This window comes from Rhizobacter sp. P3_C12, from assembly GCF_056402735.1.
Genome location: NZ_JBFUGW010000028.1, coordinates 1 through 24,691, shown reverse-complemented (window position 1 = coordinate 24,691; position 24,691 = coordinate 1). Strand labels below are relative to the sequence as shown.

Sequence of the window (24,691 nt, the reverse complement as noted above, 5' to 3'; positions counted from 1 at the left end):
TTTTGGGGATTCCGTCGATGGATGAAAGCACGCTGCAGGGCGCGCCGAAAGAGCTGTTCACGCCGCGGCTGCGGCTGGAGCATCCGCGCGAGTCGCACGCGGCTGTCGTGATGGAGAGCGTGAATGCCTCGCTGGGCGAGTTGCGCTTCATCGCGTGGGGCCAGGTGGCGTTCACCGCGGCGACGGCCGAGCGCTTCTGCCGGCGCAATGCCGAGCGGGTGGCGGCCGGCGAGTGCCTGATCTACTTCGCGTTCGACCGCGCCACCGGCGCCTTCGTCGGCAACCTCGACCTGCACAGCTTCGATTTCGAGGTGCCGCGCTGCCAGATCGGCTACGTGGCCGATTCGCGGCAGGCTGGGCGCGGCTTGATGCACGAGGCCGGCGCGGCGCTGGTGCAACTGGCGTTCGAGCTGGGCGTGATGCGCGTCGAGGCCTGGTGCGATGCACGCAACCACCGCTCGATCGCGCTGGCCGAGCGCCTGGGCATGAAGCGCGAGGGCGTGCTGCGCGCGTACGAGCGCGACGAGCGCGGCGGGTTCAGCGACCAGGTCGTGCTGGCGCGACTTCATGATGACATCGCCTCTTTCTACAATGCCTTCCCATCCTTGCTGCCCGACTGAGAGACCGCCATGCCCGTCAACCTGAGCGCCCCCGATCCGAAGACCCTGCACCCCGTTCCCGGCGTCAAGCTCGGCATCGCGATGGCCGGCGTGCGCAAGGCCAACCGCCGCGACCTGAGCGTGATCACGCTGGCCGAGGGCTCGCAGGTGGCGGGGGTCTTCACGAGCAACCGTTTCTGTGCCGCGCCGGTGCAGCTGTGCCGCAAGCACCTGGCGAGCGGCACCGGCCCGCGCGCGATCGTGATCAACACCGGCAACGCGAATGCCGGCACCGGCGAAGACGGCCTGGTGCGCGCGTTCTCGACCTGCGTGGCGCTGGCGCGCCACCTGGAGCTGGCGCCGGAGCAGGTGCTGCCGTTCTCGACCGGCGTGATCATGGAGCCGCTGCCGAACGATCGCATCGAGGCCGGCCTGCCGGCGGCGCTGGCCGACCTGAAGGAAGACAACTGGGGTGTCGCGGCCGAGGCCATCATGACGACCGACACGCTGCCGAAGGCGGTGTCGCGCCAGCTGCGCATCGGCGGCAAGACGGTCACGGTGACCGGCATCAGCAAGGGCGCGGGGATGATCCGCCCGAACATGGCGACGATGCTGAGTTTCGTCGCCACCGACGCGGTGATCGCGCCGGCGCTGATGCAGCGCCTGGTGAAGGAGGCGGCCGACCTGTCGTTCAACCGCATCACGATCGATGGCGACACGTCGACCAACGACTCGTTCGTCGTCGTCGCGACCGGGCAGGCCGGGCATGCGCCGATCACGAGCGTGGACAGCGCGGAAGGCGCGGCCTTGCGCGAGGCGCTGGTCAGCGTGGCGCAGCAGCTCGCGCAGGCGATCGTGCGCGACGGCGAGGGCGCGACCAAGTTCATCACCGTGCAGGTGGATGCCGGCGCCAGCGAGGCCGAGTGCCAGCAGGTGGCGTATGCGATCGCGCACTCGCCGCTGGTGAAGACGGCCTTCTTCGCGAGCGATCCGAACCTGGGCCGCATCCTGGCGGCGGTGGGCTATGCCGGCATCGCCGACCTCGACCAGACGAAGATCGACCTGTTCCTCGACGACGTGCATGTCGCGAAGCAGGGCGGGCGCAACCCGAACTACCGGGAGGAAGACGGGCAGCGCGTGATGAAGCAGAGCGAGATCGACGTGCGGGTGGTGCTGAACCGCGGGCAGGCAGCGGCGACGGTGTGGACCTGCGACCTGAGCTACGACTACGTCAAGATCAACGCCGATTACCGCAGCTGAGCGGACCGCCGTCGTCGGGCGGCGCTGCAGATTGGCGGCATCGACGGAACCATGTTGCCTGGCGGAGTCACTCATCGACCTCATGAACTTGGAGTCGATGAGATGCATTCGGCGTCGAGCCAGAGCGGTTTGGGATGGGCGCTGCAGGTCATCGTGAGTTGGCAGCCGCCTCCGCGTCTGTGCCTGCCGAACGGCATGGAGGCTCTTGCATGAATGTGTCGGGGCGTGGGTACGTGTCCGGATCGTTCAGGGGGCAACCGGTCCCACAGGGTGAGATCGGCCGAGAGAAGCCGCTTCGGTTCGGGGCGGAGCCGGCCCTGCTTCCAGCCTTCAGCCGGCTGGAGGTGGGCCATTGCGGTGAAATGGGTGGAGCCGCTGAGATTCTGGGTTGCTGCACGGGCATCCCCCACGTGAAGCTGGATTTGTTGTTCGCGGCATCGCTGCCGAAAGGGGTGGCCAAGGCGTTGTCGAACAACTGCTCGATTTCGCGCCTCGATGTCACAGGCGCTGCCGCCATGTCCGTGGAAGACCTGGGATTCTGGATGGCGGCCATCGGCAGGATGAATGGCTTGACGCACCTGACGATCGACATCTCGAGATGGAGCACGCAACAGTGCGGAACCATCGCACGGTGCCTGGGGCGGTTCAGCAATCTCCGCACGCTGGATCTGCTGGGCGGCGGGCAATGCGTGCCGCAGGGTGTGATCGAGGCTGTCCGGACATGCCCATGGCTCCACCACCAGGATGTGGTCGCGTCCACTTCGCAAATCGATTTCGACGACAGTCCGTTGCCGCCGGGATACCTGGAGCCGGTGTTCCATGGGTCGATGGAGGGAAGGAACGCCTTCGATCCTGGCTCGCAGCAGCGGCCGGGCACGCCCTCATGGCAGACCATCGCCATGCCGGTGACGCCATCGACGCCGGGCGTGACGACATACATGAATCCGCCAGCGACGCCGAATCAGGACAACCCGTTCGATCAATTCTTCTTCGGCCAGGTCCCGACACCGTCGGGTGACATCCCCTGGGGGAACGATTTTGCCTGGGGGAGTGACTCATCGACCTCTTGAACAATGGAGTCGAAGAGATGTACTCGATGTCGCGCCAGGTCGGGTTTGGGATGGGGGCCGGGCCAGGCGGGCCCGCAGCGTCTGCGCAGAGCCCCGGTGGCCGGACGGGCTGGCAGGCTCGCCTGCTGGATTTCAGCCAATGTCGCCCCGACGATGAGACGGCGCAATTCGACCTTTCGAACAGCGGGGCCATCTCCGCGCTGCGGGTGATCAATGCGAGGGGTGTGCCGGCAGATCAGTTGTGCGGCTGGATGGAGGCCATCGGCAGGATGAATGGCCTGCAGCATCTGGTGATCGATGTGTCCGGGTTCACGGAAGCGCAGTACTGCGCCATTGCCGCGTGCCTGGGGCCGTTCAGTCCCATCAAGGTGCTGGAATTGCCGGGAGGAGGATCGGCGATTCCGCTGTCGTTGGTTCAGGCCATCCTGAGTTGCCAGCCGCCTCCGCATCTGTGCATGGAGCAACCGGAGTTGCTGGCGAGCGACCTCTCGGCTCCCCTGCCGTTCCAGCTCCACGGTGAAACCCGCGTCGCTGAGCGGAGCATGCCTGCATTGCCTCGAGAGAGYCGTGCGCACGGCGACTTGCAAGACTTGACGCTGCTGGTCAATGGGTATCGCATGACGCTGCGGATGAGTCAACTCTCCGACGCAACGGAGCAGGAGCGCCGCCTTGCATCCAGGCTTTTCAGGTTGTTTGCGTGCAAGCCCGACGGAATCTGCAGCATCGAGGAACTGATGCTGCTTGCAGGAGTCGGCACGTCAGAACTTAACAAAGGGAACATCAAGGGGTTGCGGCGCATGCAGGCGCTGCTCGACTCATTCGAGGCGGCATTGAGCGGTGGCTGCGTGTGCGAGATGGGTGGGTCGGGGTACTACCAACTGGTGAGCGACTCCGGGCGAGCCTCGCAAATCATCAGCAGGGGGCAGGCGGGGTCGAAGCGGACGAGATCGCCAGGGCAATCTGAAAGAGACGAGCAGTTGCTCAGAGTCTTCACCGACTCGAAGCTGGAGTTCGCGAATGGCGAAACGCTCGATGTCAGCTCCAGAACGCTGACAAGACTCGATGGAACGAAGAGCACACCGATACGAGCGCAAGCCGTGCTGCTGATTCTGGTCTGCGCGAGCTTGCCGGGCACGGTCTTCAGCATCTCTGACATGGACAACATCCTGTCTGGAAAGGGAGGCTCCGATGATCAAAGGGCCTATCGCTTGAATTCAGCGGTTAAGGGTGCTCGCAATGAGATCCGAGGCGTCATCGAGCTTGGTGCCACTGGAGTGGTCATTGGCCGTGAGTTTTTGAAGTCAAGCTCGCGGCAGCGGCCGGAAAGCATGGAGGTGCATCGAACGGATCAACTGTCGCCGTCGCCCGGCCATTTCGAACTGCCATTGAGGGAGCGCATCTCCCTCGAGCGTCAACGAGCAGCGGCCCAGGTGAGCAATCGCCAATCCGTGAATCTCCCGTCCGCGAATTCCTTGACTTGGCGCATTGGCCAGCACGAGATGAGCCTGCAGGGCGAGGCGCAAGGCATGCCGCACAGGCTGCTGCAACTCTTTGCGATCAAGCCCGATGGTGTCTGCAGCATCGTGGAGTTGATGGTGCTCACAAGAGTCAAGATACGTTCCAAATCACACCTGGAGCTGCGCAGGGCAAGAGCGTTGATCCACGAGTTCAACAACGCGTTGACGGGCGGGGTCGTCTGCGCCTGCGAGGGGCACCCCGGCTACTGTCAACTGGTGAAGTCGTGCAGCCCTGAGGAGAAGGCGCACCTCCTGCGCTCGAGAGGCATCGACGAAACGGCGGACAGCACGTTGGCCGATTTTCTCGACAGATCCGCAACCTTGACGTTCGGCGATGGCCGTGTGCTGAATGCGCTGAGCGGCGAGTTCACCTATGGCGATCAAATGCACGGCACGATCCGCCGGCAAGCGCTGCTGATCATGCTCATCCTGGCAAGCCGCCCGGGCGAATCCTTTCAGTGCTCGGCCGTGGCCAATCTCCTCGCAAAGGGCAAGAACYCCAATGTGTTGACCCTCATCACAAAGGCCCTGGAGATCGTGCGCAAGGTGATGGGCGAGCTCATCGAAAACAATGGCATTTGCATCAAGCTGCACGAGAGGCGTCTGACAGCATCGAATCTGGAACCCTCCACATCAACGCGCTGGAGCGAAGCCAGGGTGATGGGAAGCACCCTGGCGCAGGAATCCGGCGATCCGAAGTGAGTGCGCAGGCGTTGCGCGCAGCCGGCAGAATCGTCGGTTCGCACGCAGCACCAGCTCACCGCCAGCGCTTGACCCCGCTCAAGCTCGACAGGTAGATCCAGGTGCGCCATGCGATGAACGCCGGCGCCCACAGGATATCGAGGAAGGTCTTCACCGGCACGCCGCTCAGCAGGTTGCCGGCGATGAAGTACAGCAGGTAGGCCGGCAGCAGCGCAAAGGCCAGCACGAACTGCCACGAAGCGAGCCCGCAGACGGCCGCCGCCACGACGATCGCGACGAACAGCAGGCTCAGCTGCACCGCGTGCGAGGGCAGCAGGAAGTCGATCAGCAGGTTCAGCGCCGCACCATCGCCGCTTGCACGGAAGCGCGCCCACAGCGCCCGCACGCTGCGCCCGACGATCGCTGATCGCCCACCCGCCCAGCGCCTGCGCTGCGCGGCCGCTTCCTTTGCCGTCTCGGGGATCACGCTCGACGCGCGCGCATGCTCCAGCCAGTGCACCCGCTGGCCGCTGCACACCAGCTTCACCAGCATCTCCTGGTCCTCGACCATCGTGTCCGAATGCCAGGGCATGCGCTGCAGCACGTCGCGCCGGAACACCATGCCGTGGCCGCGCAGGTTGCAGCTCCAGCCAGCCTGGCTGCGCGCCAGTTCCTCCAGCCGGTTCTCCACCACCGCGTTCATGTAGTTCAGCCGCGAGAACAGCGTCGCCTGCCAGTTGTGCACGCCGACCCGGCCCTGCAGCACCGCGTGGCCTTCATGCAAGCCGGCTGCCGCCTGCTGGAAGAACTGCGGGTCGACGAGATTGTCCGCATCGAAGAACGCGACTGCGTCGAGTGCCTCGCCATGCGTCGCCTCCAGTGCCGTGATGCCCTCGGCGAGGCTTGCCGTCTTGCCGCGCGCACCGCTCTGCCGATCCAGGCAGTCGAAGCCGGCGGCGCGGATCTCGGCCACCGTCGCATCGCTGCAGTGGTCGGCCACGAACAGGATCGCCAACTGCTCGCGCGGGAAGTCCACGCGCGCGAGCGATGCGAACAGCGGCCCGAGCACACCTTCTTCGTTGTGCGCCGGCACCAGCACGCCGAAGCGCTTGTCGCGCCGCGGTGCGAGCGGTGCCGGTGCGCGCACGCCCCACAGCCCACGCACCGCCTGGTACAGGAAGATCGCCGCCACCCACAGCACCAGCACGCTCGCGGCCAGCGCCGCGACAACCCACAGCGCGTGCATCATGCGGTGCTCCCTGCGGCCGGTGCCGGCGTGCCGGGCCGCGCGAGCCCCGCCTCGTAGATCGCCACCATGCGCTTCATCCGCGCATCGAACAGGAAGCCGTCGCGCACCTTCGTGACCGCCGCCGCACCCATCGCCGCACGCCGCGCCGGGTCGCCGAGCAATGTCGCCAGCGATTCGGCGAAGCGCACCAGGTCGCCCGGCGGCACCAGCAGCCCGTCGACGCCGTCGCCGATCACCTCGGGGATGCCGCCCACCGCCATCGCGACGCCGGGCACGCCGTGCAGCATCGCCTCCAGCAGCACGTTCGGCAGGCCTTCGCGCAGCGACGCCATTGCCAGCAGGTCGAGCGCCGGGTAGATCGCCGGCAGGTCGTTGCGGTGGCCGAGCAGCCGCACCGTGCCGTCGAGTTTCAGCTGCGCCACCTGGGCCTCGATCTCGGCGCGTTGCGCGCCTTCGCCGGCGATCAGGAAGCGTGCCTTCGGAAAACGTGGCGCGAGCTGCGCGGCCGCGTCGACGAACAGCCGGTGCCCCTTCTCGATGCCCAGCCGCCCGATGATCGCGACGACCTGCGCATCGTCGGCCAGGCCGAGCGCCGCGCGCGCATCGGCGCGTGCCTGTGCGCCTTGCGCCTGGTAGGAACTGCGGATCGCGTTGTGCACGACGGTGATCTTGCGATCCGGCACGCCAGCCGCGACGGCCAGCTGCCGGTAACTCTGCGACACGCAGACCACGCGGTCGAAGAAGCGCCACAGGAAGGCCTGCAGCCGCTCGTACAGCCGCACCTTCGCGTTCTCCGAGGTCCAGCCGTGGGCGGTGGTGAGGGCCGTGACCTTGGCGCGGCGCGCCGCCAGCAGCGTGTACAGGTCGGCCTTGTAGCCGTGGCTGTGCGCCACCGTGCCGGGCTGTGCGGCGAGCTTCGCGGCGAGCCTGCGGATGGCGCCCAGGTCGAGCTTGCCGGCCGAGGGCAGGCATTCGTAGTCGATGCCGGCCTCGCGCACCTTGCGCGAGATCGGCGTGTCGTCGGTGTTCCAGAGGTTGATGATGCGGGCGTGCCAGTCGCTGCCGCGCAGCGCGAGGCATTCGTTGATCACGGTCTTCTCGGGGCCGAACACGTCGTCGGCGCTGATGATGTGGATGAGGGTCTTCACACGGTCTCCAGGACGCCGAAGCGCAGGCCGGCTGCGCGGGCGTTGTCCAGCAAGCGCGGCAGGGCCTGCGCGGTCACCGGGGTGTCGTCATGGAACAGCAGGATGTCGCCGTCCGTCAGGGCTTGCGGCGTGACGCGCGCTTCGAGTTCGCTGGCCTGTTGAATGAACGAGTCGCGGGTCTCGAACGACCACATCACGATCTTCACGCGGTTCAGCAGGCACCAGCCGATGCGCAGCACCGACAGCTCGCCGTACGCCGGCCGGTAGCTGCGCAGCCGCACGCCGAAGCGCGCGGCCACCGCGCGCATGCGGCGCAGGTCGTCGAGCTGCTCGCGCCAGCTCATGTCGCTGCAGTGCCGGTGCGTGAAGCCGTGCAGCGCGATCGCATGGCCGCGCTCGCGCACCTCGGCCACCAGCGCCGGGTGGCGCTCCATCTCCTGCCCGATCATGAAGAAGGTGGCCTTCACGCCGCCGCGCTCGAGCGCATCGAGCACCTGCGGCGTGACGACCGGGTGCGGGCCGTCGTCGAAGCTCAGGTACAGGCCCGGCGCATCGCCGCGGTAGCGCAGCACCGGGCTCAGCAGCTTGCGCAGCAGCGCCTTGATGATCACCGCAGGCCTCCGGCATAGATCTGCAGGTAGCGCTGGGCGGTGCTTTCGAGCGAGAAGGCATCGCGCTGGCGTTGCGTGGCGGCGCGGCCGAGCGTGGCACGGCGGCTCGCGTCCTGCAGCAGCGTCAGCATCGCGTCGGCGAACGCGGCCTCGTCGCCATCGGGCACGAGCAGGCCGCTCTCGCCTTGCAGCACGGTCTCGGGGATGCCGCCGACCTGGGTGCCGACGACCGGCAGCCCGGCGCGCATCGCCTCGAGGATCGCGATCGACACGCCTTCGTAGTGCGACGACATCAGGAACACGTCGGCGGCCGCGAGCAGCTCGGCCACGTCGTTGCGGAAGCCGAGGAACTCGACGCGAGACGCCACGCCGAGCGAGGCGGCCAGCGCCTCGAGGGCGGGGCGGTCGGGGCCGTCGCCGACCAGCTGCAGCCGTGCATCGGGCCGCGAAGCCGCGACGCGCGCGAACGCACGAATCATCATCGCGTGGTTCTTCACCGCCGCCATGCGCCCGACGGTGATGAAGGTGGTGCCGCGGCGCTCGCCCTGCAGCGAGACGCGTTCGTCGATGCCGTTGTGCACCGTCTCGACGCGGCGCGCATCGATGCCGATGTTCTCGACGACGTAGCTCTGGATCGAATGCGAGACCGTCACGATGCGCTGGTGCCAGCGCGCCGCGAAGCGTTCCAGGCGATGGCGCAGCGCGAGCTTCAGGCGCGGGATGAACCGGCGGCCGTAGTCCTGGTAGTTGCCGTGCACCGTGTGGACGAGCGGCACGCCGGCGAGCCGGGCGGCGAGCGCCGATTCGAGGTAGACGCCCCACAGGTGCGAATGCATCACGTCGAAGCCCTGCTCGCGCACCAGGCGTGCGAGGCGCCACGGCACGGTCAGGTCGTTGCCTTCGCCCTTGCCGAGCGAGAACACCTGCACGCCGTCGCCCAGGCGCTGGGCCAGTTCGCCGCTGTGCTTCACGCAGCAGACGGCGGGCTGGCAACGGCCCTTGGTGGCGGCGACGAGGTCGACGACGACCTTCTCGGCGCCGCCGAAGTCCAGCGTTTCGATGACGTGCAGGACCTTCATGGTCCGCTGGCCGTCAGCATCCGTTCGCCCTGAGCTTGTCGAAGGGTCGGACTGAGCCTGTCGAAGGCCGGTTGACGCTGCACCGGCTCCTGTGCCGTGCTGCGGCAACAACCCTTCGACACGGGCCCTCGACAAGCTCGGTCCCTGCTCAGGGCGAACGGTTGATCGGCTCATGCTGCCACCTCTTCCCGCAGCGAAGACGACTTCACCGCTTCGTTCCGACACAGCCGCTCGATCTGCTGGTACATCTCCCAGGCCGTCACGTAGTGCAGCGAGAACCCCGGCCGGTCGCGGAAGCGCTTTTCSAGTTCGGTCCACATGCGCTGCATGCCGCCGTCGAGCAAGGCCCCCGCGGTGCGTTCCTCGGCCCCGTGCGTGTGCACCTTGATGAACAAGTGGTTCTCCGCGCCCTCGATGCCGATGGCCGCCTGCTCCCACAGCGCGATGCGCGCCGCCGTCGGCAAGGCATCGGCCGAGATCTCGCTCGATTCGATGCGCGGCATGATGCCGGCCTTGCGGTCGCTCCAGTTCAGTGCCAGCGGGCCCTGCACCATCAACAACTCCTTGCCCTGCAGCCACTCGCCCACGCGCGCGTCGCGGCCATGGTCGTGCGATTTGCAGCAGCCCGCTTCGCCATGCGCGAAGTAGATCGAGTTGATCTTGCTCGTCTGCGTGTCGCTCGGTGCCGACGGCAGCGTCATGTCCATGCGGCAACCGGTCTCGTGCAGCACGTCGAGCTCGTTGTTCACGCCGCACCAGCGGCCGTCCGGGCGCGAGTTGTCCAGCGCCCAGTTGCCATGGATGAAGGCGTACAGCACCTGGCCCGTCACCGGGTCCCTGCGCAGCAGGCCATGCCGCTCGTTCAGCAGGCTGGTGAACCCGGTCAGCGTCCTGCGCAGGTTCTCGGCCGTGTCGTTGTCGTGGTGCAGGTGCACCTCCACGTCGCCGAAACCGCGCTTGCACAGGTCGGCCAGCTGGTCGAGGATCACCTCGTCGTACTCCTCCTCGGGGTAGAAGAACGAATGCTGCGGATGCCGGCCGTTGCTGTCGGTGTGCTCCGACGCGATCTTCGGGTAGCGGTCCATCCAGCGGTCGACGCGCGTGCGCGCCGTCGCAAGATCGGGCTTGTGCCAGAACGGCTCGTAGTGATCGGCGAAGCAGAAGTGCACATGCGTATGCGGCGCGCTGCGCCCGCGCAGCCTTCGCGGCCACTGCTTCAGGTAGCTCGTGATCCACAGATCCATGTGGCGCGAACGCAGCAGGCGCCAGAACACGCCGGCACCGCCCGCAACGAGGATGAGCAGGAGGATCGCGACGATCATCGTTGTGCCTTTCGCCAGCTCGTGCCCTGCCTGCCGGTCACGAAACGCACGAAGCCCAGCAGCGCAGCCAGGTTCATCGTGCAGAAATAGAACGGCACGTACAGCGCCGTCGGCAGCGGCCCGCGGCGCAGGCGCCGCCAGCCGGCCCACGCGGTGCCGTAGAACAGCAGCTGCAAGGCCACCAGCACCTGGTACGCGACGACGCCGTTCGCCGCCAGCCACAGCGAGCCGATCGCGATCGCCACCAGGAACAGCGGCACCAGGTAGCGCAGCACCTTGTGCGACAGGTACGCGAGCGCGAACCACGACAGCGGCGGCAGCAGCCGGCGCCATTGCTGCGCGATGGTCTGGAAGCCGCCCGCCACCATGCGCACCTTCACGAAGAAGTCGTCCTCGATGCGGATCGACGCGTACTCGGTCGAGCGCGCCGCCGGCTCGTACAGGATGCGCTTGCGCTGGTCGACGATGTCGAAGGTGATCTGCGCGTCATCATTGATGATGTGCTCGGCGATCGGCCGCCACAGCCCCCGGCGCATCGCGAAGATCTCGCCGTCGGCATTGGTGATCGAGCCGATCCGCCCCTCGGCCAGCTTGATCGCCGATTCATAGCGCCAGTACAGGCCGTCGCCGACGCTGCTCTCGCGGTCGCCGGCCTCGCGGATCTGCTTGACGCCGCACACACCGCCCACCGCCGGGTCGGCGAAGTGCCGCACCAGCGCCTTCAGCGCATCGCGGTTGAAATCGTTGTTGGCGTCGGAGAACACCACGATCTCGCCGGTGGCGGCCGCGACACCGCGGTTCAGCGCCGCCGTCTTGCCGCGCCGCGGCGCCTGGTGCATCGAGACCGCGCCGCGATCGGCGTAGCGCGAGACGATCTGCGGCGTGCTGTCGCTCGAACCGTCGGACACGACGATCAGCTCGATCGGGTGCGGGTAGTCGAGCTCCAGCGAGTTGAGGATCTTGCCCTCGATCACGCGCTCCTCGTTGTACGCGGCGATCAGCAGCGTGACGCGCGGCCATTGGGTACCGTCCTCGGTCGGATATTCGGCCGCAGCACCGCGCCCGCGCCAGCGCGCGATCAGCAGCACCAGCGCCGGGTACACCGCGTAGTGATAGAGCACCGCAGCGATGCTCAGCAGGACGATCAGTTTCATCACGAAGCCATTCTCGAATTCTTCAACCCAGCGGCCGCACCGCCGCACGCTGCGCCGGCGCGGGCGGCAGCACGCTGGCCAGTGCCGCCGGCGCCGGCGAGCGCACCAGCAGCTCGATGCAGCTCTCGATCAACGCGTTCAGCTCGGCACTGGCCTGCGTGGACCACTGGCCGTGCCAGCGGCAGCCGATGTGGTGCACGACGACCAGCGCCCGCAGCACCGGCACCAGCCGCTCCGGCAGCCGCGTCGCCCGCCAGTAGTCGGCCTCGACGGCCAGCTCGTTCGGGCTCACGCGGCCGGTCAGCAGCGCGCGCGCGGCCTGCAGCCAGCTCTCGCCGCCCAGCATGCGGTTGTACGTCAACAGGTAGGCCATGTCGATGTAGGGCAGGCCGCACAGCATCGCATGTTCCCAGTCGATCACGCCGGTGATCTCGCAGGTCTGCGGGTCGTACATCACGTTCTCGATCTTGAAGTCGCCGTGGCTGCAGACGTCCAGCCACACATGGCCGAGTACGTGCTCGCGCATGTGCCGCCCGAGCCGCCGCAGCGCCGGCTCGGCGTGCGGGTTGCGCAGCACCGCCGAATCGAAGATCGGCTGCAGGCTGGTCTCCCAGGCCTCCTCGTCCATCACGCGCTTCACGCAGGTCACCTCGTGCAGCGCCAGCAGGAAGCGCTGCGCGGTGCGCGTCACGCGGTCGAGCCCCGGCACCAGCGCATCGGCGGTCACGCCGCGCATGTGCTGCAGCACGAAGCAGTCGTTGCCGTCGAGCTTGAAGCGGTCGAGCACGCGCGGCAGCAGCACGCCCAGGTGGGCCGGCAGCATCGCATGCAGGCGGCGCAGGCTCTCGGCCTCCTGCATGCGGCGCGACACCGCGAGCGGGTCGCGCGTGACGACGACGACGCGCGAGGTCTCGCGATCGGAATCCGGCCGGAAGGTCGCGATCACCTTGCCGCTCAGCAGCACCAGGTACTGCACCCAGTGGAACTGGCTGCCGCCGGCCTGCAGCGTCAGCGCGACCGCGTCGATCAGGCCGGGCTGCGCATCGCCGATCCAGCCGACCGCCGCCAGCGCCGGCGCGAACCAGCGCGCCGCGCGCGGGCCCCACAGCCACTGCTTGATGCGTTCGCGCGTGAGGCCCTGGTTCTTGGTCGGCAGGTAGCCGGTCGGTGCGATGGCCTCGCTCATGCCGGCGTATTCGTTGAGCAGCAGCGGATGCACGCGCGGCGAACGCACGCCGAGGCGGCGCAGCTGCGACGCCAGCGTGAACCACGGCGACGCGCTCGAGGCATGCAGCCGGCGCGCGAACCGGGCGCGGCTCAGCCCGAAGCGGTTCGGCGTGGCCAGCAGCACGAAGGCGCCGTCGCGCAGCAGCGGGCGCGCGTGGGTCAGCAGCCGGCCCAGGCCGCCGCGCACCTTGGCCAGCGCGCGGCCGCTCAGGTCGCTGACGATCAGGCCGTCGAAGGTGACGGCCTCGGCCCGGTGCAGGTCTTCGAGCGCGATCACCTCGACGTGCGTCCAGCCGTGTGCCCGCACGCGCTGCGCGAGCTCGTCGGCGCTGCGGCCGTCGGCGGCCAGCACGCGCACCCGCGCGCAGCGCTGTGCCAGCGCGGTGATGGCCGGGCCGCCGTCGTCGAGGCAGACGACCGCGCGGCCGCCCAGCGGCCCGACGAGCAGCTCCCAGCCCTCCTGCCAGGGCGGGGTGCTGTGCAGGTCGACCGGTTGCGGCACCGGTTGCGCGACCGATGGCGAGAAAGCCGATGAAGGGGCGGAGGCGGCCATCAGACGAAGATTCCGGGAAAGGTCATGCGGGCCATGAACAGGGGATGCGGGATGTAGCGCTCGACCGCGATGCGCTTGAGCGCGAAGCGGTCGGCGCAGCTCGGGTCGTTGACGCCGTCGATGTAGGCGAGCGCTGCACGGTAGCCGCATTCCTTCGCGATCGCGACGACGCGGTCGTTGAAGGTGTAGGTCTTGCCGACCGGGTAGGCGARCAGGTCGGCGCGCTGCCCGGTCTCGCGGCGGATCGTCTCGCGCGACTGCGACAGCTCGAAGCGCACGCGGTCTTCGGTCTGCATCGACAGCACCGGGTGCGTGACGGTGTGCGAGCCGAACTCGATGCCGTGCCGCGTCATCTCGCGCACCTGGTCCCAGTCCAGCGCCGAGGTGGGTGCCGCGTCGGCCGGCACGGCGTGGCGCGCGAGCAGCGCCTCCAGCTCCTGCAGCGCGTCGCGGCGGCGCTCGTCGGCCAGGCGCTTCAGCACCGACAGCAAGCGATCGGAGGCGGCACGGCGCGACGCGATGTCGCCGAGTTGCAGCGTCAGGTCGGCCAGCGGCAGCCGCAGCGGGCCGGCGGGCGCGCAGAACAGCAGCGTCGACACGCGGTCGAACCAGAACGGCTCGCGGCTGCCGATGTACTGCGTCGACAGGAAGATCGTCGCCGGCACGTTCATCTCGCGCAGCAGCGGGAAGGCGTGGGTGTAGTTGTCGAGGTGGCCGTCGTCGAAGGTGATCGCGACGCTGCGCGGCGGCAGCGCCTGGCCGCGCTCGATCACGTCCATCGCGTTCGACAGCCCGATCGGGTTCCAGCGCTCGCGCAGGAACGTGAGCTGGCGGCGGAACTCGGCCACGCTTGCGCTGACGAGCTCCGGGTCGGCCGCGAAGCGCGATTCGTCGGCCAGGTCCTGGATGCGGTGGTACGCGAGGATCGTCAGCCCGCTCGGCCCGCTGCGCAGGCGCGCGCGGGTCACCCCGGCCATGTCCAGCCACCTCGCGAGCATTGCCTGTTTGCCGCCCATGGTGTCCCCTCGCTCCGTGACCGCTAGTAGTACCCCATGATGAACACCTTGAAGGCCATGTAGTACGCGACCTGGAAGGCCACGATGAACATGAAGTCCTTGCGGGTGAATCCCACGGGTTGTGTGGTGAAGCGGCCCACTGCGGCCGTCATTCCCAGGAGGAAATACATGATCTCCGTCTCGAGCGAGACGAAGAGCGAGCTGATCAGGTAGCCCGACAGGCTCATCATCACCGCGAGCAGTGCCTGCTTCTCGGTCGGGTCGACCGTCTCGCGCAGCCGCACGATGATGTGCTTGAAGCCCATGTAGATGATCGCGATCCACAGGAACATGCCGGGGAAGCCGGTCTCGCCCATCGCCTCCAGCGCCGAGTTGTGCGCGACCAGCTTGCGGGTGTAGACGGCGAAGTTGCCCTTGCCGACGCCGAACAGCGGGCTCTCCTGCACCATCTGCAGGCCCATCGCCCACATCTCGACGCGGCCCTGCGCCGAGTTGTTGGCGTCCTTGGTCTCGGTCAGGTACGACGGCGCCGCGGCCAGCGCGATGCCACCGCAGGCCGCCGCGATCACCAGCTTGCCCAGGCTGATCCTGAAGCGCGAGACGATGAACATGCCGACCATCGCCGCGGTGGCCAGGATGCCGCCGCGCGAGCCGGTGTAGAAGGCCGCGAGCAACAGCGGGAAGGTCAGCCCGACGGCGGCGACCAGGCGCAGCCACAGCGCGTACGGGCTCACCATGTACTGGAACGCGAACGGCGCGGCGGCGGTGAACATCACGCAGAACACGCCCGGGCCGTCGAAGATGCCGATCCAGCGGATGCGCGACTTCAGGCCGATCGACGAGGCCGAGCCGTCGATCCACGCATAGCTCTGCCCCGCCCAGCCGATGCCCTCGGGGTTGTTCATGTGCTGGATGCCCTCGATCGCGATCAGCAGCGCGAGCGCGATCAGCGCATAGCCGGTGCGCTTCAGGTCGGTCACGTCGCTGATGGTCGCGCTGACGAGGCGGTACACCAGGAACAGCTTCGCGTAATAGACGAGGTAGAACTGGCCGATGTCGGTGAGCCCGGCGACCATCACGCTGAGGAAGATCCACACGTACATCAGCAGGAAGAAATAGTCCTGCGTGCGCAAGCGGAACACCTCGCCGAGCCGGCCGCGCGACGCGAGCACCAGGATCCACATCGGGTAGACGATGTAATCGACGCGCAGCCCGAGCAGCGGCGACCACCACAGCTGCGGCGCGACGAGCAGGCTGCCGAGGAACAGCCAGATCGGGAGGACGGCGAAGCTCATGCCGCCGCCCCGGAAGGCCTGCCGAGCCGCTGCATCAGCTTCGCGCGCGCCGCGGCCAGCTCGGCCGGCTCGATCACGCGCGTCGCGACGATGCCGACCAGGAACGCGGCGCCGAGCACGAAGCGCAGCGGCAGGCTCCACAGCAGCGGCAGCTGGTCGGCCGCCTGGCCGGCGATCGCGACGGCGACCACCAGCGCGAGCAGCATGGCGAGCTTGCGCCATTCATAGTGCACCGGGAAGTGGCGCTGGCTGATGCGGTCGGTCATCACCAGCGAGACGATCGAGACGCCGAGCACCGTCAGGCAGGCGCCGAGGATGCCGAAAGCCCAGATCAGCGGCACGCCCAGCGCCAGCCCGACGAGGCAGGCGGCGAGCGCGATGTGGAAGATGCTGCTCGACTTCTTCTGGTAGTAGATGCCGGTCTGCAGCGGGTAGGTCAGCACCTGCAGCACCGCGGCCAGCACCAGCCACGGCAGGTAGCGCGCGGCGCTCCAGTAGGCGGGTGCGGCGATCAGGCGCAGCGCGTCGCCRGCGAACAGCACGATGGCCAGTCCGATCAGCGACAGGATCACGGCCAGGTAGCGCACCACCTGGGCCTGGATGATGCCGGCGTCGTCGCGCTCCATGATCGTGAAGCGGAAGGCACCGTAGGCCCGGTTGATCGGCTCGCCGACCAGGTCGGACGCGAGCTTCGACAGCTTCAGTGCGAGCGCATAGATGCCCAGCGCCTCCAGCGACACCAGCGACTGCAGCAGGAAGCGGTCGGCGGTGCCCGCGACGATGCCCACCATCGTGGTCCACAGCAGCGGCAGGCTGTAGCGCAGCACCGGCATCAGCTTGGCCCATTCGAAGCGCAGCCCGCACTCGCGCAGCGTCACCCACGACAGCACCGCGAAGCCGAGCGCGACGGTCAGGCAGTTGCCGGCCATCACGCCCTCGACGCCGGCGTTGAAGTGCATCAGCGCGATCGAGTTGGCGATCACCTGCACCACCAGCTTCACGAACGAGACGACGATGAACAGCATCGAGCGCTCGACCGCGCGCACGTAGGCGAGGCCGACCTGCGAGGCGAGCTCGAACACGATGGTGGCGAGCATCCACTGGAAGGCCCGGCCGAGCGACTGGCCGTTGAACAGCCAGGCGGCGATCGGGTTGGCGAACAGCGAGACCACCAGCACGCCGATGATCGAGATGACCAGCGAGGCCATCAGGTTGGTGCTGACCACCGAGCGGCGGTCGGCCGCGTCCTTGTAGTCGAAGTAGAAGCGCAGCGTGGCATGGGCGATGCCGACGCCCAGCACGCCCGACACGACGGTGGACACCAGGTACAGCGTCTCCAGCGTGCCGTACTCGGCCGGCGACAGCAGCCGGGTGTAGATCGGCAGCAGCAGGAAGGCGCCGACGCGGTTCAGCGCATTCCCGATGGCATAGATGCCCGAGTGCTTGAAGAAGCGGCCGACTTCCCTGGAGGTGGAGGACATGGGGAACGGCTCAGGTGGCGACGGCCGCGTGCACGGCGGGCGCGGCGGCCTGCGGCATCGGCACCCGCTTGCTCCAGCGGATGGCCGGCAGCTCGACGGCGCGCCAGAGGATCCACGCGGCGATGACGCTCGCGGCGATGCCGCAGGCCATGTACAGCAGGCCCAATGGCACGGACGGGTGGTCGCCGAACAGCTTCTTCAGCACCGAGATCGTGCTCCAGCCGACGATCGGGTGCATCAGGTACAGGCTGTACGACAGCTTGCCGAGGAACTGGTGGACGGTGCCGCTCAGCCAGCCGCGTGCCGCCACCCAGCGCCGGGACAGCACGATCACGAGGGCGGCCAGCACCGGCGCGAGGTGGGGCAGCGACGGTGCGCTGCCGAACACCACGGCGAGCTCGATGCCGACCAGCGCCCACCACCAGCGCCACGACAGGTCGCCGAACACGCACCAGCAGGTCAGTGCGCCCAGCCCGAACATGTGCCAGTAGCGCACGAACAGGCCGTCGACCGGCAGCTTGATCTGGCCGACCGCCAGCACCAGCGACAACGCGGTCAGCGCGGCGATCGCGAGGATCGGGCGGCTGCGCGGCTGTGCCGGGTCGTGCGCGGCGGTCAGCACCAGCACCAGCACGAGGTAGAACTGCAGCTCGATGCACAGCGTCCAGAACACCGCCGAGATGCTGCCGTAGCCGAGGATGTCCTGCAGGTAGAACAGGTGCGAGGCGATCTGCGCGGCGGAGAACTGGCCGCGGCCGGCGAGTTCGGCGAACAGCAGCGCCGACAGCTTGGCCATCGCGATGCACAGCACGATGGTGGCCCAGTACGGCGGATCGAGCCGCACCGAGCGGCGCAGCGCGAACATCGCGACGTAGCGGCCCGACAGCGGCGCATCGCGCAGGCTCATCGAGATCACGAAGCCGCTCAGCACGAAGAACACGTTGACGCCGGTGGCGCCGAAGCTGCCGATCAGCGCGTGCAGCCAGTCGGGCGTGAAGGGGCGCAGCAGCGTCTCGGTGTTGAGGTAGAGGTGGTACAGCACCACCAGCATCGCCGCGACGCCGCGCAGGCCGTCGACCGTCAGGTTGCGCGGGGGCAACGAGGCGGGGGTGGCGGTGGCGTCGGGTCGGGTCATGCGGGGTCGGGTGCGGGCAGTTCGGCGGGGTCCGGGAGCGTCCCGCCGAGGGAAAAGGCGTCGCATTGCACCATAGGCATCTGGCAGAAAACACCACCCGGGCAGGGGGGCGTCCCTCGGGCAGGGGGGCGGTGCCCGAGGGGAAAAGACACGCGCGAAGTGTGACTTTGTCCATAATCTGCCGATGCTTCCGCGCCCGGTTCACCGCTCGCCCCGCGCCATCCCGGCGCGCCGTGCGGTGCTGTTGCGGCTGGCGTCGATCGCCGCGCTGTCAGCCGCGCCGGCGGGGGCCCGCGCGGCCACCGACCCGTTCGTCACCTGGATGCAGATGCTGCACGACCAGTGGGCGGTGCCGGCCTACGAGGCGCTCGACCGCAGTGCGGCCGCTCTGGTGGCGGTGCTCGAGGCGGCGATGGCGGCCGGCGGCCAGCCGACGCCGGCCCAGCTGAAGGAGAGCCAGGCGCTGTGGCTGCAGGCGATGCTCAGCTGGCGCCGCCTGGAGGCGCTGCAGATGGGGCCRACGCTCGCGCGGCGCAGCTCGAAGGCGATCGATTTCTGGCCGACCCGGCCGAAGGTGATCCAGCAGGCGGCCACCGTCACCGCGACCGCGCCGATGACCGGCCCGGCGGCGAGCGACGCGATGGAGCGCTGGGGCACGGCGGTGCGGGGCCTGCCGGCGCTGGAGTGGCTGCTGTTCCCGGCCGGCACCGAGCCGCAGGCGCCGGTGCTGCGCAGCCCGGCGCTGTGCCGCTACACGCTGCGCATCGCGATGGCGCTGAAGGAGGAGGTGGGCCTGCTGCTGGCCGGCTGGCGCACCGAGGCCGACCGCTGGCGCTCGGCGACGCCGCCCGACGTGCCGGCGGCGAAGAAGCTGATCCTGAACCTGCTGGTCGGCAGTGTCGAGCTGCTGCGCGGCAAGAAGCTCGAGAAGGCGGCCCGCGCGCAGGCGCTGCAGGTGCCGGGGCAGCGCGACGCGCTGGAGAACTTCGACAGCATGCGCACGAAGCACACGCGCGAGTTCCTGCTGGCGCATGTCGATGGCGTCGCACAGCTGCTGCTCGGGCAGACGCCGGGCCTCGCCTACACCCAGGGCGGGCCGCGCTGGGGGCTGGACGACGTGCTGGCCGAGCAGGGCCTCGCGAAGCCGCACGGGCCGGCGCTGCGGCGCGCGGTGACCGCGGTGCGGCAATCCATCGCGGCGCTGCCGGTCGATGCCGCCACCTGGACGCCGGCGCGCATCGCCGCACCGGTGAAGGCGCTGGTCGCGCTGCGCGCGGTGATCGACCCGCCGATCGCGACGGCGTGGAAGGTGACGATCGAGTTCACCGATGCGGACGGGGATTGACGCGGCTCAGCTTGCGTTGAGATGCGAGTCGGGTGGTGACCACTGATCCAGTTGCGACCTCAGCTGCCCAAGCAGCTCACCGTTGAACTCATTGGTTTGGGCAAGTCCAATACTGCGCCTCAATCCAACGATGTCCTCCTGGAGAACGGTCGATGGAACTTTATTGATCATGGTCGCGACCTTGGTGATCAGTTCGACCTGCCGCGAACTGGTGGGTTCCTTGAGGTGCTCGAGATCCTTCGGAGTCAACGAGGCTTGACGCTTGATGATTTCCCCGATTGCCCCGTTGCAGGCGGCCTTCCAGTTGGGGTGCTCGAAGATCCAGAGCATGCAAGCCATTCTGCAGGCGTCAATCGGGGCGGCCGAGATGATCTTGTCAAAGCGATCTGGGAAGCCACCAAGAAATTGCGTTGCCCGGATCATCGTCTCCAGCTGAGGTCTTTCGGGTTCATCAATCGCCAGCATTCGATGCCTGACGTCGTTTGCCACGTCGGCGATGCGGGTTCGGCCAGGTTCCTTGTCGAACAGGGTGAGTGCAGCCCGGATGTCGCACCTGCCGTGGAATGCGTCTGGATCGTGCTCGATGAAATGCTGGATCACCGAGAGCAGCGAATCGGGCACGTCGCCCTCGAGAGCCGCAGTCGTTGCCTGGGGCTCGTCGAACAGAAGAAATTGCCACACCGCTTCGGCTTTTGATGCAAGTCCGGCCGCTTCCGCAGTCGCGGCATAGCTCATCAACTGTTCGGGATCAGTCTTGATGCTTCCGTCAACGACGGCGAGCTTCAACCTGGAGGTGGTGGGCTCCGTCACGAACTCGAAGTTGGAACCCGGGCTTTGCAACCGGAACTCCGCCATGCTGGCCCGATCGGAGGGAGATTCGATCTCCGCAGGCCATTCTTCCAATGAAAGCTCCGGGCGTGTGAGGTGTTCGGAACACGTGTCGCGTGCACTTTGCCGCTGCGGACCGAACTGCCGCTCATTCTGTGCGGGCAGACCTGTCGTCTCAGGCGTTCTGCGAGGCGAAGAGGTTCCCGAAGTGGCGAGTCGTGGCAGCATGATCGACAGAGTGGTGTTGAAGATGTGCGTGAGTAACCCTCCCCGGGTGGATCGTTCAATGACATTTGACAACGGGGTCAGTTGGTTCAATATCCAGCCTCTGGTTGACGAACCGCCGTCAGGAGCCGCACATGACGACCCTCACGACCCCGCGCTTCGAGCAGCGCGCCGAGCAGCCCTGCATGTTCATCCGCACCGACGTGCGGATGGGCGAGATCGAGTCGAAGGTGGTGCCGCTGATCCCGCAGCTGTTCGAGTGGCTGCAGGCGCACGACGTGCCGCCGGCCGGCCCGCTGTTCTTCCGCTACAACGTGATCGACATGAACGGTCGGATGGAGATCGACGTCGGCACCCTCGTCGGCAAGCCGGCCACGGGCGATGCGCGGGTGCAATCGGGCACCGTGGCTGCCGGCAGCTACGTGACGATGCGCCACACCGGCCATCCCGAGGAGCTGATGCCGGCCACCGCCTACCTGCTCGCGTGGGGCCAGCAGCACCAGGTGGCGTGGCGCAAGCAGGCGCGCGGCAGCAGCGCCGAGGCGTGGGACGGACGCTACGAGTTCTACCTCGACGGGCCCGACACCGAGCCCGACATGTCGAAGTGGCGCACCGACCTGGTGTTCGCTGCCGAGCCGCGCTGAATCCGTCGCCCCGCGCTCAATCGCCGGATTCCCACTCGATCCGCGCCCCGAGCGCGCACAGGTTCTCGACGAACTGCGGGTGCGCGCGCCGGATCGGCCCGGCATTGCGGATCACCGAGCGGCCGGGGATGCTGGCCGCCAGCATCAGCAGCGCGATCGCGACGCGGATGATGTACGGGCTCTCGACCTCGGCCGGCGACAGCGGCTTGCCGCCGAAGGTGACGATGCGGTGCGGGTCGGACTGGAACGCGTGCGCGCCGAACTTCGACAGCTCCGAGGTCCAGCCGAGCGCGCCGTCGTAGACCTTGTTCCAGAACATCACGCTGCCCTGCGCGCGCGTGCCGAGCGCGATGAAGATCGGCAGCAGGTCGACCGGCAGGTAGGGCCAGGGCGCAGCCTCGATCTTCGGCAGCATGTTCTGCGTGAACGGCTCGGCCACGCGCAGCGGGCCGTCGACGACGGTGCGCGACCAGCCGCCCTCGTGCCGCACCTGCACGCCCAGCTTCGCGAACGTGCGGTCGATCAGCGGGAACTGGTGCGCCGCGGTGTTGCGCACGCGCACGTCGCCGCCGGTGATCGCGCCGAGCGCGAGGAAGGTCACCACCTCGTGGAAGTCGTCGGCGAAGCTGTAGTCGGTGCCGCCGAGCGCGTCGACGCCGTGGATCGTCAGCCGCGAGGTGCCGCAGCCCTCGATGCGCGCGCCGAGCTGGCGCATGAACTCGCAGAACTCCTGCACGTGCGGCTCGGAGGCCGCGTTCATCAGCGTCGCGCTGCCTTCGGCGAGCGCCGCGCACAGCACGAAGTTCTCGGTGGTGGTGACCGACGCGTAGTCGAGCCAGTGGTCGGCCGCGCGCAGCGGGCCGTCGCTGCGCACGATCAGCGCATCAGGCCGGCGCTCGACGCGCGCGCCGAAGCGCTGCAGCACCTCGACGTGCGGATCGATCTCGCGCACGCCCAGCGTGCAGCCCTGCACGTCGCTCTCGATGCGGGCGACGCCGAAGCGCGCCAGCAGCGGCGGCACCAGCATGATCGACGAGCGCATCTCCTGCGGCAGGCGGTGCACGGTCTCGTCGAAGTTCGTGCTGCGGTGGTGCAGGTCGAGCAGGCCGGTCTTGAAGTCGACCTCGACGCGGCTGCCGAGCGAGCGGAACACGTCGAGGATCTTGCGCACGTCGGTGATGTCGGGCACGCGGCGCAGGCGCACCGGCTGCCGCGTCAGCAGCGTGGCACACAGGATCGGCAGCACCGCGTTCTTGTTGGCCGACGGGACGAGGCGGCCCGCAAGAGGCTGGCCGCCGTGGACGATGAGGTGGGACATGGACAGTGCGCGAGGCGCGCGGTGGTGGGCACCGGCGCACTGTCCGCGGCGTCGTCGAACGCCGCATGAAGCCTGTGTGAAGTGACGAGGGCCTGGTGTCAGCCTTCGTAGCCTTCGACCGTTTTCTCGTCGCGCACCTTGGCGCTGGCCGGGTCTTCGCCGAACTCGCGCTTGGCGCGCCGCTGCCGCAGCAGGTCCCAGCACTGGTCGAGCTGGTGCTCGATGTGGCGGATGCGCTCGGCGTTCTGGCCGGGCGCGGCCGTGCCGTCGCGCAGCTGCTGTTCTTCGTCGACGAGGGCGCTGATGTGATCGAGGATCGATTTGTCGCTCATGACAGCCCCTCGTCCGATGAGTACATCGGCCGATCCCCCGAGGGGATGCCGGCCGGCTTGGGAGCGGCCCGGCGCTCGGCCGGCTTCGCGTCGAACAGTAGCGGTCTCACGGTGTTTTCTCCTGCAGTGGCGGATGCGGCGCAGCGTACGCCGGAATCAGTAGCCGACGCTGTAGCGGTAGTTCTTGTAGCGCAGCACGGCCGACTTCAGCCGGATCTGCTCCAGGTGCACGTTGGGCGCGATGATGTCGCCCTCGTGGTAGAGCTGGCCGTTGACGATCAGCATGCGGCTCGCGCGGCTCGCCGAGTAGGTCGCGCCGCTGATGGCCAGCGTGGGCAGTTCGCGGCGCACGTCGGCCGGCAACTCGCTCACAGGCACGGCCGGCGTCTCGTCGACGGCCGGCGTGGTGGTGCGCGCGGGTTCCCGCTTCGCGGGCACGGGCTTGCGCTGCGGCTTCTCTGGCGCCGCGACCGGTTCCGGGATCGGCGCAGGAGCGGGGGCAGCAGCAGGAGCGGGGGCCATCGCGACGGGCGCCGGGGGAGGCGGTGCCGGCACYGGCTGCGGAGGCGGCGGTGCCGAGACGATCACCTCGATCGGCTTGTCGCGTCCGAACGCCATCCACGCGAACACGACGATCAGCGCCAGCCCGAGCAGCGACGCGACAAACCCCCAGCGCATGCCGCCGCGGCCGTCCGGCAGGTCGTCGTCATCGGCCGTGGCGGTGGCCGTCTGGGCATGCAGCCCGGGCACGCGGCCGCGCTCGCGCTCGGAATCGGCGCGTCGCAAGGCATCGAGGATGTAGGACATCGCAGTGCCTTTCAGGGGGTGAGGCCGGCGTCGGCCTGCAGGCGCGGCTCGTCGACGCCGGCGGCGCGGTTGAGCTGCATGAAGGTGGTCGGGCCGGCCACGCCGTCGGCGGTCAGGCCCCAGGCCACCTGGAAGCTCGCGAGGCGCGCCTTCAGTGCCGCGTTGAACGGCTGCGCGGTGGCTGGTGCGCTCGCACCGTCGGCACGCGCGACCAGCCCGGCCAGCGCATCGACCGCCGGCCCGCTGTGGCCTTCGTTCAACGCCGACTGGTAGCCCGCGGGGGCGCGCCAGAAGGTGGCGAAGTCGCCGCGCCACACCTTGGCCAGCGACAGCAGCGACACCGTCTGCGAGACACCGCCGGCGCGCAGCGTGGCGGTCTGCGGCGTGAGGCCGGTCAGCAGCACGAACACCGATTGGCCGGCGTCGTCGCGCAGCAGCAGGATGCCCGGCCGGCTCAGCTGGCGGATCAGCGCCAGCGTCGCCACCGTGCGGAAGCACAGCAGGYTCTGTTGCTGCGCGCTGGCGCAGGGGTCGGCCAGGTCGGCGGCGAGCTTCCAGGCCGGGGCCAGCTCGCGCCAGGCCTCTTTCTCGGTGCGCCAGGCGGTCTTCAGGCCGTCGCGCAGGTCGAGGGACACCGCGCTGGCCGGCGGCGCGGCCGGGGTCGCGGCCGATGCGGCGGCCACCGAGGGCCGAGCCTTGTCGGGTGAACTGGCTGCCGATGCCGGAAACTGCGACGCCTGCGCGTCCGGGTTGCCGCCGAAAGGCCGACCGAGCCGCCCGTCGACCGCCCATGCC

21 protein-coding genes and 1 pseudogene are annotated in these 24,691 nt (G+C 68.5%); 6 read left to right on the top strand and 16 right to left on the bottom strand.

The genetic code is table 11. From position 1 onward, the window contains the following. The first annotated feature begins 17 nt into the window (after nucleotides 1-17). The 4 genes from AC1DXV_RS07275 to AC1DXV_RS07260 all read left to right on the top strand — a co-directional run bounded on the left by AC1DXV_RS07275 (nucleotide 18) and on the right by AC1DXV_RS07260 (nucleotide 5,148). The gene (locus AC1DXV_RS07275; RefSeq protein ID WP_477870865.1) at nucleotides 18-620 is read left to right on the top strand and encodes a GNAT family N-acetyltransferase; all 603 of its coding nucleotides are present in this window, start codon (nucleotides 18-20) and stop codon (nucleotides 618-620) included. Between the two features lie 9 nt (nucleotides 621-629). After that, a complete protein-coding gene (argJ, locus tag AC1DXV_RS07270; RefSeq protein WP_477933039.1) occupies nucleotides 630-1,859 on the top strand; it encodes a bifunctional glutamate N-acetyltransferase/amino-acid acetyltransferase ArgJ in 1,230 nt (409 codons plus the stop codon). A gap of 209 nt (nucleotides 1,860-2,068) precedes the next feature. After that, nucleotides 2,069-2,929 carry a hypothetical protein gene (locus AC1DXV_RS07265; RefSeq protein ID WP_477933037.1) on the top strand — a complete coding sequence of 287 codons (861 nt, stop codon included), beginning with the start codon at nucleotides 2,069-2,071 and terminating at the stop codon, nucleotides 2,927-2,929. A 17-nt stretch (nucleotides 2,930-2,946) separates the two neighbouring features. Further along, entirely contained in the window at nucleotides 2,947-5,148 is a 2,202-nt protein-coding gene (locus AC1DXV_RS07260; RefSeq protein ID WP_477933035.1) for an MDR/zinc-dependent alcohol dehydrogenase-like family protein, read from the top strand. Between the two features lie 55 nt (nucleotides 5,149-5,203). Here AC1DXV_RS07260 and AC1DXV_RS07255 read toward each other — a convergent pair whose 3' ends face one another. The 11 genes from AC1DXV_RS07255 to AC1DXV_RS07205 form a co-directional block, all read right to left on the bottom strand. Beyond that, nucleotides 5,204-6,376, bottom strand: a complete 1,173-nt coding sequence (locus AC1DXV_RS07255; RefSeq protein ID WP_477933033.1) for a glycosyltransferase family 2 protein — start codon at nucleotides 6,374-6,376, stop codon at nucleotides 5,204-5,206. Next, the gene (locus AC1DXV_RS07250) at nucleotides 6,373-7,524 is read right to left on the bottom strand and encodes a glycosyltransferase (RefSeq protein WP_477933031.1); all 1,152 of its coding nucleotides are present in this window, start codon (nucleotides 7,522-7,524) and stop codon (nucleotides 6,373-6,375) included. Before AC1DXV_RS07250 ends, AC1DXV_RS07255 begins: the two co-directional genes overlap by 4 nt. Further along, nucleotides 7,521-8,135: a polysaccharide deacetylase family protein gene (locus AC1DXV_RS07245; protein WP_477873517.1), complete on the bottom strand. Its 615-nt coding sequence runs from the start codon at nucleotides 8,133-8,135 to the stop codon at nucleotides 7,521-7,523. Before AC1DXV_RS07245 ends, AC1DXV_RS07250 begins: the two co-directional genes overlap by 4 nt. Further along, complete coding sequence (locus tag AC1DXV_RS07240) at nucleotides 8,132-9,214, bottom strand: glycosyltransferase (protein ID WP_477933029.1); 1,083 nt, start codon at nucleotides 9,212-9,214, stop codon at nucleotides 8,132-8,134. Before AC1DXV_RS07240 ends, AC1DXV_RS07245 begins: the two co-directional genes overlap by 4 nt. 170 nt (nucleotides 9,215-9,384) lie before the next feature. Continuing rightward, a complete protein-coding gene (locus tag AC1DXV_RS07235; RefSeq protein ID WP_477870671.1) occupies nucleotides 9,385-10,536 on the bottom strand; it encodes a hypothetical protein in 1,152 nt (383 codons plus the stop codon). Next, nucleotides 10,533-11,690 carry a glycosyltransferase family 2 protein gene (locus AC1DXV_RS07230; RefSeq protein ID WP_477870669.1) on the bottom strand — a complete coding sequence of 386 codons (1,158 nt, stop codon included), beginning with the start codon at nucleotides 11,688-11,690 and terminating at the stop codon, nucleotides 10,533-10,535. Before AC1DXV_RS07230 ends, AC1DXV_RS07235 begins: the two co-directional genes overlap by 4 nt. A 22-nt stretch (nucleotides 11,691-11,712) precedes the next feature. Continuing rightward, on the bottom strand, nucleotides 11,713-13,470 hold the full coding sequence (locus tag AC1DXV_RS07225) for a phosphotransferase family protein (protein WP_477933027.1): 1,758 nt from the start codon (nucleotides 13,468-13,470) through the stop codon (nucleotides 11,713-11,715). After that, nucleotides 13,470-14,447: a polysaccharide deacetylase family protein gene (locus AC1DXV_RS07220; RefSeq protein WP_477933025.1), complete on the bottom strand. Its 978-nt coding sequence runs from the start codon at nucleotides 14,445-14,447 to the stop codon at nucleotides 13,470-13,472. The genes AC1DXV_RS07225 and AC1DXV_RS07220 overlap by 1 nt, the downstream gene beginning before the upstream one ends. Nucleotides 14,448-14,509: 62 nt before the next feature. Beyond that, on the bottom strand, nucleotides 14,510-15,781 hold the full coding sequence (locus AC1DXV_RS07215; protein WP_477870511.1) for an O-antigen ligase family protein: 1,272 nt from the start codon (nucleotides 15,779-15,781) through the stop codon (nucleotides 14,510-14,512). Continuing rightward, on the bottom strand, nucleotides 15,778-17,262 hold the full coding sequence (locus AC1DXV_RS07210) for a lipopolysaccharide biosynthesis protein (RefSeq protein ID WP_477870509.1): 1,485 nt from the start codon (nucleotides 17,260-17,262) through the stop codon (nucleotides 15,778-15,780). The genes AC1DXV_RS07215 and AC1DXV_RS07210 overlap by 4 nt, the downstream gene beginning before the upstream one ends. A 10-nt stretch (nucleotides 17,263-17,272) precedes the next feature. Continuing rightward, the gene (locus AC1DXV_RS07205) at nucleotides 17,273-18,397 is read right to left on the bottom strand and encodes an acyltransferase family protein (RefSeq protein WP_477933023.1); all 1,125 of its coding nucleotides are present in this window, start codon (nucleotides 18,395-18,397) and stop codon (nucleotides 17,273-17,275) included. 184 nt (nucleotides 18,398-18,581) lie between these two features. Here AC1DXV_RS07205 and AC1DXV_RS07200 point away from each other — a divergent pair, with 184 nt between their 5' ends. After that, on the top strand, nucleotides 18,582-19,742 hold the full coding sequence (locus AC1DXV_RS07200; protein ID WP_477933021.1) for an imelysin family protein: 1,161 nt from the start codon (nucleotides 18,582-18,584) through the stop codon (nucleotides 19,740-19,742). Nucleotides 19,743-19,748: 6 nt separating this feature from the next. On the opposite strand, the gene AC1DXV_RS07195 is transcribed toward AC1DXV_RS07200, so the two are convergent. Next, complete coding sequence (locus tag AC1DXV_RS07195) at nucleotides 19,749-20,888, bottom strand: hypothetical protein (RefSeq protein WP_477867996.1); 1,140 nt, start codon at nucleotides 20,886-20,888, stop codon at nucleotides 19,749-19,751. Between the two features lie 41 nt (nucleotides 20,889-20,929). Here AC1DXV_RS07195 and AC1DXV_RS07190 point away from each other — a divergent pair, with 41 nt between their 5' ends. Next, entirely contained in the window at nucleotides 20,930-21,439 is a 510-nt protein-coding gene (locus AC1DXV_RS07190; RefSeq protein ID WP_477867994.1) for a GyrI-like domain-containing protein, read from the top strand. A 16-nt stretch (nucleotides 21,440-21,455) separates the two neighbouring features. Here the strand turns inward: AC1DXV_RS07190 and AC1DXV_RS07185 are convergent, their stop codons facing one another. From AC1DXV_RS07185 to AC1DXV_RS07170, 4 genes and pseudogenes are all read right to left on the bottom strand, one after another. Beyond that, nucleotides 21,456-22,757: a UDP-N-acetylglucosamine 1-carboxyvinyltransferase gene (locus tag AC1DXV_RS07185; protein ID WP_477867993.1), complete on the bottom strand. Its 1,302-nt coding sequence runs from the start codon at nucleotides 22,755-22,757 to the stop codon at nucleotides 21,456-21,458. Nucleotides 22,758-22,855: 98 nt separating this feature from the next. Beyond that, on the bottom strand, nucleotides 22,856-23,089 hold the full coding sequence (locus tag AC1DXV_RS07180) for a DUF2630 family protein (RefSeq protein WP_477867991.1): 234 nt from the start codon (nucleotides 23,087-23,089) through the stop codon (nucleotides 22,856-22,858). Between the two features lie 156 nt (nucleotides 23,090-23,245). Further along, a complete protein-coding gene (locus AC1DXV_RS07175; protein ID WP_477933019.1) occupies nucleotides 23,246-23,896 on the bottom strand; it encodes a general secretion pathway protein GspB in 651 nt (216 codons plus the stop codon). Between the two features lie 11 nt (nucleotides 23,897-23,907). Further along, a pseudogene (locus AC1DXV_RS07170) lies at nucleotides 23,908-24,691 on the bottom strand (peptidoglycan-binding protein); the annotation flags it as partial.